Origin of the sequence: Flavobacterium palustre (genome assembly GCF_014639535.1) — a bacterium.
In the GTDB taxonomy this organism is placed as follows: Bacteria; Bacteroidota; Bacteroidia; order Flavobacteriales; family Flavobacteriaceae; genus Flavobacterium; species Flavobacterium palustre.
Window position 1 is genome coordinate 1,007,310 of record NZ_BMGA01000001.1, and the last position, 12,024, is coordinate 1,019,333.

A 12,024-nucleotide genomic window follows, 5' to 3' on the forward strand; every position below is an offset into this window, starting at 1 on the left:
AATGAAGAAATTACTATACATATTATTTTTAATTACCTCTTTTTCATGGGCGCAAACCCGTGAAGAAATTTCTTTGAATGCCAATTGGAAAACTACGATGGTGGATTCCAATCCAAGTTCAGAGCAGGATTTTGTGAATCATTCGGATGCCAATTGGAAGGATGTTAATGTGCCTCACAACTGGGATCAGTATGAGGGCTTTCGTCAAATGAAACATGGCAATTTGCACGGAACAGCCTGGTATTCTAAAAACTTAAAAATTGGAAAACAGCAGCAAGGGAAAAGATACTTTTTGTTTTTTGAAGGTGTGAACAGTTATGCCACGGTTTGGGTGAATGGAAAAGAAGTAGGGCAGCATAAAGGCGGCCGGACTACTTTTACCTTAGACATAACTGATGCGGTAAAATATGATGCGAACAACCGAATTGTGGTCAAAGCGGCTCATCCTGCTTTTATTTCCGATTTGCCTTGGGTCTGTGGTGGTTGTTCTGGCGAATGGGGATTTTCAGAAGGTTCACAACCAATGGGGATTTTCCGTCCGGTAACTTTAGTGATTACCAATGAGGTTCGTGTGGCTCCTTTTGGAGTTCATATTTGGAATGACAAATCAGTTAATAAGGAACAGGCCATTTTACATACGACCACTGAAATTCAAAATTACAGTCTGTCGGATAGAAACATTACGGTGATTAGTTCGCTTTTGGATAAAAACGGAAAAGAAGTAGCTTCGGCTAAGAATTCAGTTTTGCTTTCGGCAGCAACTAAAGAGATTCAGCAGACATTACCTAAGATTTCAAATCCTAATTTATGGTCGCCTGAAAGTCCGTATTTGTACAGCCTTTCGACTACTATTTTGGAAAAAAATAAGGTTGTAGATAAAATCACTACGCCTTATGGAATCCGTTGGGTTTCCTGGCCTATTGATAGAGCGGGAGATGACAAGCGATTTTTTATTAATGATCAAGCTGTATTTATCAATGGAACTTGCGAATACGAACACCAGATTGGTCAAAGTCATGCTTTTTCAGATACCCAAATCAAAGCCAGAATCGAACAAATCAAAGCGGCAGGATTCAATTCTTTTAGAGAAGCGCACCAACCGCACAATTTGAAATACCAGCAACTTTTAGACGAAAGTGGTATTTTGTTCTGGAGTCAGTTTTCGGCTCACGTTTGGTATGATACGCCTGAATTTAAAGCTAATTTCAAAACCTTATTGCGCGAATGGATTAAAGAAAGAAGAAATAATCCATCGGTAGTGTTGTGGGGATTGCAAAATGAAAGTACCATTCCGAAGGAATTTGCCGAAGAATGTACAAAGATTATTCGCGAAATGGATCCAACGGCTTCATCGCAGCGAAAAGTTACCACTTGCAACGGCGGTGAAGGAACCGACTGGAATGTGGTACAAAACTGGTCCGGAACTTATGGTGGAAATCCGTTTAATTATCATGTGGAGCTTTCAGAGCAATTACTGAATGGGGAATATGGTGCCTGGCGTTCGCACGATTTGCATACCGAAGGCGAATTTGACCAAAAAGGAATTCTGAGCGAAAACCGTTTTTCGCAATTAATGGAGATTAAAGTTCGCGAAGCTGAATCGGTAAAAGATAAGGTGGCGGGACAATTCAATTGGTTGTTCAGTTCGCATGAAAATCCGGGACGGGAACAAAATGGGGAAGGATTTAGAGCCATTGACCAGGTTGGACCGGTAAATTATAAAGGACTTTTCAGCATTTGGGGAGAGCCTTTGGATGCTTATTATATGTACCGCGCTAATTATGCGTCGAAGAAAACTAATCCGATGGTGTATATCGTTTCGCATACCTGGCCAAACCGTTGGGAGTCTGCCGGAATCAAAAACGGAATCGATGTGTATTCCAATTGTGATGAGGTTGAATTATTCAATGATGTCAATAATCAGTCTTTAGGGAAACTGAAAAATCCGGGAAGAGGGCAGCATTTTCAGTGGAATAATGTCAATATTGCTTACAATGTATTGTACGCCGTGGGTTATGTGGATGGGGAAAAAGTAGCTCAGGATTATATTGTGCTGAACAATCTGCCTGAAGCGCCTCATTTGAAATCGTTAAGTTCGAAAGAAGAGGTAGTTTGGTCAAAAGCCAATTACAATTACATCTACCGCGTGAATTGTGGTGGTGCTGATTTTAAAGATAAAGCAGGAAATTTATGGTTAGCCGATGTACATAAAACCGAAGCTAATACTTGGGGTTCTTTGTCCTGGACAGATAATTTTAAAAATGTACCGGCTTATTTTGCGAGTCAGCGCAGTACTTCTGACTTAGTGGATGGCACTCAAAATGATGCTTTATTTCAGAATTTCCGTTACGGAATGAATAAGTTAAAATACGAATTTCCTGTTCCTGATGGTGAATATTTGGTTGATTTGTATTTCTCTGAGCCTTGGTACGGAACCGGAGGCGGATTGGATTGCAAAGACTGGCGCGTTTTTGATGTGGCAATTAATGACCAAGTAGTTCTCAAAGATTTCGATATTTGGAATGAAGTTGGTTTTGCGAAAGCGGTAAAGAAAACCTTTGTGGTAAAAAGCAAAAACGGTCAGCTGGTGATTTCTTTTCCAAAAGTGACTTCTGGAGAAGGAATTATTTCGGCAATTGCCATTGCTTCCAAAGACAAATCGGTGAAAGGGGCAGCGCCTTCGCCAAAGAATATTCTGGATGTTACGGCAAATGTGTCATTTGAAATTGGTTCCTGGCTGAACCTGAATTCGAAACAATATTCAAATTCAGATGTAACGTTTACGCAATTACCAGCGAGTTTGTATGCTGCCGATTATATTCGTTTTGCAGATAAAAACAATACAACAGGTTCTTTTGTTTCGAAAGAAAATGCAACAGTATCAGTTTTGGTAGATTCGAATATAAAAGAAACTTTACCTTGGCTTGCTGATTATAAAAAAGCAGAAGCAACGGCTAAAAACAGCAAAGGAGTTGTTTTTTCTATTTTCGAAAAAGAAGTGAAAAAAGGTGAAAAAGTGTTTTTTGGTAATAAAGGCGATGGTACTGCTGCGTTTACTATTGTGGTAGTTCCAACATCGGATATGGGGAAAAATAAGGATGACCGTCCTTCGTTAAAACTGGAAGCCGAAGCCGCAAAAACAAAGGGAGACGGAATTGTAAAAGGCAATTTCAAATCCAGCGATTATGTTGAATTTACCAAAAGTAATCCAAACAGCATCGAATTTGAAGTCAATCCGGGCGTTGCCAATGTGTATTTAATGCGTTTTAGATACATGAACATGAATATCGAACCGATAAAAGTAAAGCTGATTATTGAGGATGCTTACGGAATCCTGTTGCGAAATGATGTGATAGAATTTCCGGCGCCAACCGAAAAATGGAAGCTTTTAAATACCACTTCGGGAGGTTATATCAATGCAGGAAAATATAAAGTCAGAATCGAATCGGACAACATGAAAGGATTGCGTTTGGAGTCTTTTGAGTTTCAATAAAATTAAATCGACCGCAAATTCGCAAATTATTAATCGAAAGACGAAATATTAAATTTGCGAATTTGCGGTAAAAAATAGATATATGAATTTAGATAAAAGTGTTTTACAAAAAGGAGGAATAGCAATTGTGTTGTTGTTCCTGGTTGCCTGTGCGTCAACAAAAAAAGAAAGCCGAATAGTTACCGATTTCAATCCGGATTGGAATTTTAAATTGGGTGATTATCCCACCGCTATACAGGCTGATTTCAATGCTAATGATTGGCGTGCATTAGACTTGCCGCATGATTGGAGTATTGAAGGTACTTTCGATAAAGACAGTAAAACCAAACAGGCGCAGGGATTTTTACCGGCAGGAAAAGGCTGGTACCGCAAAGTGTTTACATTGCCTGAAAATTTTTCAAACAAATCGATTTCGGTTGAATTTGACGGTGTTTTCAAAAACAGCGAAGTATTTATCAACGGACATTCATTGGGAATTAGACCAAACGGATACATTTCATTTGCCTACGAATTAACTCCTTATCTACATTTTGGAACTCAGAAAAACATCATCGCTGTAAAAGTTGATAACGATGCACAACCCAATTCAAGATGGTACACCGGTTCCGGGATTTACAGAAATGTACGATTGGTGGCAAGCGAAAAACTGCACGTAGCTCAATGGGGAACGTATGTAACTACGCGTGGAATCACCAAAGAAAAAGCTATTGTTGATATTGGTGTTGACGTGAAAAATGGTTTGGGTATCAATAAACTTTTTAAGTTAGTCTCGACAATTTTAGATAAAAATAATGTTGAAGTTGCAAAAGCAATCTCTGATGGAAATATCCCAGCAAATTCAATTTTACAAGTTAAACAAAACACTAAGATAGAAAACCCAATTCTTTGGAATACTGAGAATCCGTATTTATACAAGATTGTAACAAAGGTTTATGATGGTTCGACTGTAGTTGATACTTATGAAACACCGCTTGGAGTTCGTTATTTCAATTTCGATGCCGAAAAAGGCTTTTCATTAAACGGAAAACCAACGAAAATATTAGGCGTTTGTCTGCATCACGACAATGGTGCTTTGGGAGCGGTGGAGAACATTCACGCTATCAGAAGAAAATTGACTTTGCTGAAAGAAATGGGTACGAATGCCATCCGAATGTCTCATAATCCGCATTCATTGGAGATGATGAAACTATGCGACGAAATGGGTTTTATTGTTCAGGATGAATTTACTGATGTCTGGAAAAAGAAAAAAGTAACCAACGATTACCACAAAGATTGGGATGCGTGGCACAAACAGGATCTTGAAGATTTCATCAAAAGAGACCGTAACCATCCATCGGTGATGATGTGGAGTATTGGTAACGAAATTCGTGAGCAGTTTGACAGTACCGGTGTTCGTATTGCCAGAGAATTAGCTCAAATTGTAAAATCCTTAGACAAAACCAGACCGGTAACTTCGGCTTTAACAGAGAATGAGCCACAGAAGAATTTTATCTATCAATCGGGAGCTTTAGATCTTTTAGGGTTTAATTACAAACATGCCGATTATGCTACATTTCCGGAGCGTTTTAAAGGGCAAAAAATCGTTGCTTCCGAGAGTGTTTCGGCTTATGCAACGCGCGGACATTATGATATGCCAACCGATGAAATTAGATTTTGGCCCAAAAAATACGGAGAAACCTTTGACGGGAATTCTGATTTAACGGTTACGGCTTATGATAATATCGCTTCTTATTGGGGAACAACGCATGAGGAAAACTGGAAAGCAGCAAAAAAATATGATTTTATAGCGGGAACATTCGTTTGGACCGGTTTTGATTACATTGGCGAACCGGATCCGTATCCTTATCCGGCGCGCAGTTCGTATTTTGGGATTGTAGATTTAGCAGGTTTCCCGAAAGATGTGTATTATATGTACCAAAGCGAATGGAGCGATAAGAATGTGTTGCATTTATTGCCACATTGGAACTGGAAAGCAGGACAGCTAATTGATGTTTGGGCGTATTACAACAATGCAGATGAGGTAGAATTATTCCTAAACGGAAAATCATTAGGTTCGAAATCTAAAAAAGGAGACGAATTGCATATTGCGTGGAAAGTGCCTTTTGAAGCAGGAACGCTAAAAGCCGTTTCCAGAAAAGCAGGTACAATAGTGAAGGAAACTGAAATTCATACCGCAGGCGAAGCAGCAAAAATTAATTTAAAAGTAGATAAAACTGCAATTAAAAATGATGGTTACGATTTGGCTTACGTTACAGTTTCTTTACAGGATAAAGACGGAAACGCTTTGCCTACTGCCGATAACCTAATTAATTTTAAAGTTTCCGGTGGAGCTAAAATTGTAGGAGTGGACAATGGTTACCAGGCCAGTTTGGAACCTTTCAAAGCTGATTATCGCAAATTATACAATGGAAAATGCTTAGTAATTTTACAATCCAATAAAAAAGCAGAGAACATAACATTGGAAGCTACCACAGCAGGGAATATCAGTTTAGGAACTGTGACTATTAAAGTGGAGTAATCTTTCTCAATTTACTTAATTTTTAAAAGCACGGATTTATGTTCGTGCTTTTTTGTTAGAGTTAAGAAGAGAATAACCGCAAACTTGTCATTCCGAGGTGCGAGGAATCTCATTATTTATTCTCGTCATGAGATTCCTCCTTCGTCGGAATGACACACTGCTTGTTTTTTTGTGCAAATAGCTGTTTTTCAATCTATTTAAATCTTAATATTTCTAAACCCCTGATTTTTTGAGAACTATTTTATACTTTTGCAGCCTGATTCCGGAAAATGAGGAATTAAGGTAAAGGTATGATGAAAAAGAAAGTTGAAATTCTGGCTCCGGCTAAGAATCTGGTTCAGGGAATTGCCGCTATCAATGCGGGTGCAGATGCTGTATATATTGGAGCACCACATTATGGAGCGCGTACCAATGCAACCAATTCTGTTGAAGATATTGCCGAAATGGTGAAATATGCCCATTTGTTTAAGGCTCAGGTTTTTGTGGTGATCAATACCATTTTATACGACAACGAATTAGAAGATTGTAAAAAGTTAATCTATCAATTATACGATATTGGTGTCGATGCGCTGATTGTGCAGGACATGGCCATTATGGAAATGGATTTGCCACCGATTGTTATTCACGCCAGTACACAAGCGAATAACCGTGAACCAAAACACGTAAAATTCCTGAAAGATGTAGGGATGCAACGTGTGGTTTTGGCCAGAGAATTGAATTTGGATCAGGTGAGAGATATTGCCGCAGCTACTGATGTAGAATTGGAATTCTTCGTTTCGGGGGCGCTTTGCGTTTCTTTTAGCGGGAATTGTTATATGAGTATTGCCGGAGGAGAACGCAGTGCTAACCGCGGTTCTTGTGCGCAAAACTGTCGTTTGCCGTATAACCTGATTGATGGAAACGGAACGACTTTGTTGACCGAAAGTCATTTGCTTTCGATTAAAGATTTGGACTTAAGTGACCAATTGCCTAATTTGATTGAGGCGGGAATTACTTCGTTTAAAATTGAAGGGCGATTAAAAGATATTGTTTACGTAAAAAATAACACTTCGTTTTTAAGAAAAAAACTCGATGCTTTCTTAGAAAATAATGATTCGTTCCAAAAAGCTTCTTCTGGAAGAACTTTCTATAATTTCGAACCGGAAATGGACAGAAGTTTTAATAGAGGCTATACTGATTATTTTGTAAATCAGCGAAAAGAGAAAATCGGGAACTGGGAAAGTCCAAAATCACAAGGACAGCACATTGGTAAAGTAACCGAAATCAAAGCCAATGGTTATGTAATTGAAAATTTCGAAAAGCTGAACAACGGTGACGGATTGTATTTTATCAATGCTGAAGGTATTGCTGATGGGGTACAAATTAACATTATCGTCAATGATATTGTAGTGCCAAATACATTCAAAAATATTCCGGTAGGAACGATGATTTATCGTAATTCGGATGCGGAATTCAACCGAATTGTTGAAAAAGAAAATGCTGCAGTTAGAAAGATTGGAGTTGAAATGCGATTTGTTGAAACTGCTGAAGGTTTCCAATTGATTGTTAACGATGAAGACGGACACCAAAGCGTGGCGACTTTAGTTACCGAAAAAGAAATGGCTAAAAGCGAGGAGTCTGTAATTCCGAATATTTCGAAAAACTTAGCCAAAACAGGAAATACACCTTTTATTGTGGATGCTATCGAAGTGGAATTTTCTAAGAATTGGTTTTTACCAATTTCGAAAGTAAATGAAGTTAGAAGAATTGCTTTGGAACAATTGATTGATATTCGAATCAACGAATACCACCGAGAAGAATTCCAAATCGTGCCGACAGATCATCCTTATCCAACCGAAAAATTAGATTTTACTTTTAATGTTTCGAATAAATTGGCTCGTGCTTTTTATAAAAGACACGGCGTAACCGAGATTGAAAAAGCATTCGAATTGCAATGGGATCCGGGGAAAGCACGTGTGATGACGACTAAATATTGCGTGAAATATGAGTTGGGCAAATGTGCCCGTTTCCAACGTGAAACCATGGGAGAAAAAGTGGCTGAACCGCTAACACTGAAACACGGAGAAAACGAATACAAACTGAAATTCAACTGCAAACCTTGTGAGATGGAAATTTGGGAAAAAGACGCCGAATTTGAAATTATCGATCAGGACGAACAATTGGATTATGTGAAAAGAAGATAATACTCTTAGTTTGTGTCAGGCTGAGCTTGTCGAAGCCATAACAAAAAGTATTGTAAACTTATAAAAGCCGCTATATTGCGGCTTTTTTTGTTGTGAATTTTACAGAAAATATAACTAACTTGAATTGTTTCAATAGTTTATTGTTGTTCTTTTTTTATTGTTCCATACCATTCGGTAATACACGGATACATAAAAGCTGCCGTTTTTTGGATGGGATAGTAAAAAGTTGATTGGTCCAATGTTTCTTTTTTAGCAAAAAAATGATTGTAATTTATTTTTTCGAAAACAGAAAAAACAATTCCAACGATTAATACTGTTTTGAGGGTTCGGAATAACCCGCCGCCTAGTTTGTTTATCCATCCTAAAAAAGCAAAATCCACTATTCCGGTAAGTATTTTTGCTAGAAAGTGAATGCCAATTACAACTAAAATAAAAGTAAGTATAAAGGCAGTAACCTGAATAGTGTTAGGATTCCAATGTACAAATCCCGAAAGAATGTCTTTCGTAATAACCGAGAATTTTACGGCTAAATAAACACCGAAAAGTAAGGAGAAAAATGATGCGATTTCAATAAAAAGACCGTTTACCGTTCCTTTGTATAAGGCAAATGCCAATAAAGCGCCCAAAATAATATCTAAAAAACCCATAATAAAATAGAAAATAATAAAGAGCAAAGATAAAAGAATTATGTTGGTATCTTTGCCCTAAAATCTTAGAGTTAAGATTTTAGACTTTAGATTGAAAATTCTAAATCTAAAATCAGAAATCTAAAATCAGAAATCTAAAAAAAATGTCAAGAGACACACAACTTAAAGAGCGCTGGGAAAAGCTCGTCGATATACTTTCTAATCAGTTTTCGCAGGGCGAAGATTTGGATTTGGATGCCATTATTTTTCTAATTGGAGTTCAGGAATTGGGTCAGGTACATCGTGAATATAAAAAAGACGAAAAGCTAAACCTGATGCACATTGCCATTTGTCGCTTGTTAGAGCCTTATGGTTTTTATGAATTCGACTTTTTTGATGAAGAAGGTTGGCCACATTACAAAGTAAAAGAAGCATTACCGTCTTTAAAAGCAGGAGAACAAACCGTTTTGATGAAAGAGGCAATAGTGAGTTATTTTATCGAAAAAGAACTTATTGATTGATGATTGCAGAGTAACGATTTTAGATTTTAGATTTGCTTTAAAAACTCATAACTCATAACTCATAACTCACAACTTTTACTTAAATTTGCACTCTCAATTATTGGACGAAAATGATAGATAAGATAAAAGAATATATTGGTGAAGCACAAGCTTTTTCAACTCAGGATACTGCCGAATTAGAATCATTTAGAATTAAATTTTTAGGAAGTAAAGGAATTCTAAAAGAATTTTTTGCTGAATTTAAGAATGTGCCTAATGAGCAAAAGAAAGAATTTGGTCAGGTAATTAACCTGCTGAAAACTTCAGCTGAGGATAAGGTAAAATCCATTCAGGAAGCTTTAGAAAGCAAGGAAGAATCCAAAGGGATTTATGGCGATTTGACCCGTACTGCCGAGCCGGTAACTATTGGTTCACGTCATCCGATTTCGATTGTGAAAAACCAAATTATTGATATTTTTTCTACCATTGGATTCAATGTTTCTGAAGGTCCGGAAATTGAGGATGACTGGCATAACTTTACTGCGTTGAACCTGCCAGAATACCATCCGGCGCGTGATATGCAGGATACTTTTTTCATTCAGACAAATCCTGATATTTTGTTGCGTACGCATACTTCGTCGGTGCAGGTGCGTTATATGGAAAACAATAAACCGCCTATTCGAACGATTTCTCCGGGACGCGTTTTCCGTAATGAAGCCGTTTCTTCACGTTCGCACTGTATTTTTCACCAAGTGGAAGGTTTGTATATTGACAAAGAGGTTTCTTTCGCTGATTTGAAACAAACCTTATTGTATTTCACTAAAGAGATGTTCGGGAAATCTAAAATCCGTTTGCGTCCTTCTTATTTCCCATTTACGGAGCCAAGTGCCGAAATTGATATTTACTGGGGATTAAAAACCGAAACCGATTACAGAATTACCAAAGGAACCGGTTGGTTAGAAATTGGTGGTTGCGGAATGGTAGATCCAAATGTTTTGAAAAACTGCGGCATCAATCCTGACGAATACAACGGTTTTGCTTTTGGAATGGGAGTAGAGCGTATTGCGATGTTGTTGTACCAAATAGGTGATATCCGTATGTTTTATGAAAACGATGTACGTTTCTTAGAGCAGTTTAAATCGATAATATAATCCTCCCCAATCCCTCCAAAGGAGGGGCAACGAGGTAGAATATTGGAATAAATAATTTTAATAAATCTTTCAACTTTGTCAATGTTTTAAACGTTGACAAAGTTTTTTACTATCATGAAAAAAGATATTACAATCCCCGAAGTAGAAAACGTATTTATTGCCGCTGTTCAGGAATGGAGCGACGATTTTATGGAGAAAGTGTGGTATGCTTATTTAGTTAACGACAGTGATTTCAATATCGAAAGTGCGATGGTGGTTTCTAAAGCTTTTGGAACTATCGATGGCGAAATGAGAAAAACTTCTATTCTGCGTCATGCTTTTGTGGAAGTTCCGGCCGTTTCAGTGATAAAAATAGAAATGATTGAAAAAAGTCTTTTGGCTTTGAATAACGAATTCATGCTGACTTATTTCATTGGAAACACATTATACGACAAGAAATTTATTTTTAAAGCCAATTCCATTAATGAAAATAACACTGAAGAAGTGCCTATTTTGTTTGTGGATGGAGTAATCGTTCGATAAGCTTTTAGCTAAAAAATATTTACCGCAAATTCGCAAATTATAAATGCGAATTTGCGGTTTTTTTATTTGATAAATAACCGTTTTAAATCACATATTATAGATTTTTGTTATTAATATTTTTTTTTAATAAAAAATATCTATATTTGTAATAACTAATAAAAAGAGGTTATGATAGAATATAGTTTTAAGTCAGATTCCAATTATACAACTCAAAAAATCGCAGAATTTATAAATTTGATTGAGCCAAAAATAAATTATGAAATTGAAGATAGTCATTTTGGAAAAATAATAAGTTGTAAATTTGAAGATGAAACGGAAAGAGATTCATTTATTCTTACTTTAAGTAATTCACTTAATATTTCAGAAGAAGGAAGGTTTTTAGAGTAGAAGCTCAGATTTACCACAAGGTTTGCACAGACAGTCCCGAAGTTTTGGGATGTATTTTAAGGCTCGTAAAGATTGTTAAAACAAACTCTCACTATGTGCAAAAGACGTCATTAAGTAATAAATGCACACAGTTTTGTCATTCCGACGAAGGAGGAATCTCAGCAAAGTAATTAACCCAAAGATCAGTTATGCAATTTCAGGAAGGTTATCACACCTATTATATATACATTATTACAAATAAAGCTAAGACGGTTTTTTATACGGGTGTGACAAATCATCTGAAAATTAGATTGCAGCAACATAAAGACAACATAGAATTCGACAATAAAACTTTTGCTTCAAAATACCATGTTCATTATTTATTGTACTTTGAAAAATTTACCTGGATTCAAGAAGCAATAGCCAGAGAAAAAGAAATTAAAGGTTGGCGTAGAGAGAAAAAGATGGATTTAATAAAAACAATCAATCCTGATTTAGAGTTTCTTAATTATCTATTTGTATAAACTTTGATTGTGGAGATTCCTCCTTCGTCGGAATGACAAGTTGTGGGTTAACTGATTTAGAAGTAGAAAAAGAATTGGGTTTGTTATTAAAAAACAATAACCGCAAACTCACATTTAAAATTTGCGGTTACTCTCGTTATG

9 protein-coding genes are annotated in these 12,024 nt (G+C 36.8%); 8 read left to right on the plus strand and 1 reads right to left on the minus strand.

The window, feature by feature from the left end:
* Position 1 precedes the first annotated feature (1 nt).
* The 3 genes from IEV84_RS03980 (at position 2) to IEV84_RS03990 (ending at position 8,194) form a co-directional block, all read left to right on the plus strand.
* The gene (locus tag IEV84_RS03980) at positions 2 to 3,493 is read left to right on the plus strand and encodes a malectin domain-containing carbohydrate-binding protein (RefSeq protein ID WP_188492633.1); all 3,492 of its coding nucleotides are present in this window, start codon (positions 2 to 4) and stop codon (positions 3,491 to 3,493) included.
* Between the two features lie 82 nt (positions 3,494 to 3,575).
* Positions 3,576 to 6,011 (plus strand): glycoside hydrolase family 2 TIM barrel-domain containing protein, encoded by a 2,436-nt coding sequence (locus IEV84_RS03985; protein WP_188492635.1) that lies wholly within the window; start codon positions 3,576 to 3,578, stop codon positions 6,009 to 6,011.
* A gap of 293 nt (positions 6,012 to 6,304) precedes the next feature.
* Complete coding sequence (locus tag IEV84_RS03990; protein WP_188492988.1) at positions 6,305 to 8,194, plus strand: peptidase U32 family protein; 1,890 nt, start codon at positions 6,305 to 6,307, stop codon at positions 8,192 to 8,194.
* 137 nt (positions 8,195 to 8,331) lie between these two features.
* Here IEV84_RS03990 and IEV84_RS03995 read toward each other — a convergent pair whose 3' ends face one another.
* Positions 8,332 to 8,841: a CvpA family protein gene (locus IEV84_RS03995; RefSeq protein ID WP_188492637.1), complete on the minus strand. Its 510-nt coding sequence runs from the start codon at positions 8,839 to 8,841 to the stop codon at positions 8,332 to 8,334.
* 143 nt (positions 8,842 to 8,984) lie between these two features.
* On the opposite strand from IEV84_RS03995, the gene IEV84_RS04000 reads away from it, so the two are divergent.
* The 5 genes from IEV84_RS04000 (at position 8,985) to IEV84_RS04020 (ending at position 11,883) form a co-directional block, all read left to right on the plus strand.
* Complete coding sequence (locus IEV84_RS04000) at positions 8,985 to 9,341, plus strand: hypothetical protein (RefSeq protein WP_188492639.1); 357 nt, start codon at positions 8,985 to 8,987, stop codon at positions 9,339 to 9,341.
* A gap of 110 nt (positions 9,342 to 9,451) precedes the next feature.
* Entirely contained in the window at positions 9,452 to 10,471 is a 1,020-nt protein-coding gene (gene pheS, locus IEV84_RS04005) for a phenylalanine--tRNA ligase subunit alpha (protein WP_188492640.1), read from the plus strand.
* Positions 10,472 to 10,585: 114 nt separating this feature from the next.
* Positions 10,586 to 10,993 (plus strand): hypothetical protein, encoded by a 408-nt coding sequence (locus tag IEV84_RS04010; RefSeq protein WP_188492642.1) that lies wholly within the window; start codon positions 10,586 to 10,588, stop codon positions 10,991 to 10,993.
* A 168-nt stretch (positions 10,994 to 11,161) separates the two neighbouring features.
* On the plus strand, positions 11,162 to 11,380 hold the full coding sequence (locus tag IEV84_RS04015; RefSeq protein ID WP_188492644.1) for a hypothetical protein: 219 nt from the start codon (positions 11,162 to 11,164) through the stop codon (positions 11,378 to 11,380).
* A 188-nt stretch (positions 11,381 to 11,568) separates the two neighbouring features.
* Positions 11,569 to 11,883 (plus strand): GIY-YIG nuclease family protein, encoded by a 315-nt coding sequence (locus IEV84_RS04020; protein WP_188492646.1) that lies wholly within the window; start codon positions 11,569 to 11,571, stop codon positions 11,881 to 11,883.
* Positions 11,884 to 12,024 lie beyond the last annotated feature (141 nt).

Bases quoted from the DNA above. Each gene is read 5' to 3' on its own strand.
- IEV84_RS04020 (WP_188492646.1), top strand. From the start codon at position 11,569: ATGCAATTTCAGGAAGGTTATCACACCTATTATATATACATTATTACA.
- IEV84_RS04010 (WP_188492642.1), top strand. From the start codon at position 10,586: ATGAAAAAAGATATTACAATCCCCGAAGTAGAAAACGTATTTATTGCC.
- IEV84_RS03990 (WP_188492988.1), top strand. From the start codon at position 6,305: ATGAAAAAGAAAGTTGAAATTCTGGCTCCGGCTAAGAATCTGGTTCAG.
- IEV84_RS04000 (WP_188492639.1), top strand. From the start codon at position 8,985: ATGTCAAGAGACACACAACTTAAAGAGCGCTGGGAAAAGCTCGTCGAT.
- IEV84_RS03980 (WP_188492633.1), top strand. From the start codon at position 2: ATGAAGAAATTACTATACATATTATTTTTAATTACCTCTTTTTCATGG.
- pheS (WP_188492640.1), top strand. From the start codon at position 9,452: ATGATAGATAAGATAAAAGAATATATTGGTGAAGCACAAGCTTTTTCA.
- IEV84_RS04015 (WP_188492644.1), top strand. From the start codon at position 11,162: ATGATAGAATATAGTTTTAAGTCAGATTCCAATTATACAACTCAAAAA.
- IEV84_RS03985 (WP_188492635.1), top strand. From the start codon at position 3,576: ATGAATTTAGATAAAAGTGTTTTACAAAAAGGAGGAATAGCAATTGTG.
- IEV84_RS03995 (WP_188492637.1), bottom strand. From the start codon at position 8,841: ATGGGTTTTTTAGATATTATTTTGGGCGCTTTATTGGCATTTGCCTTA.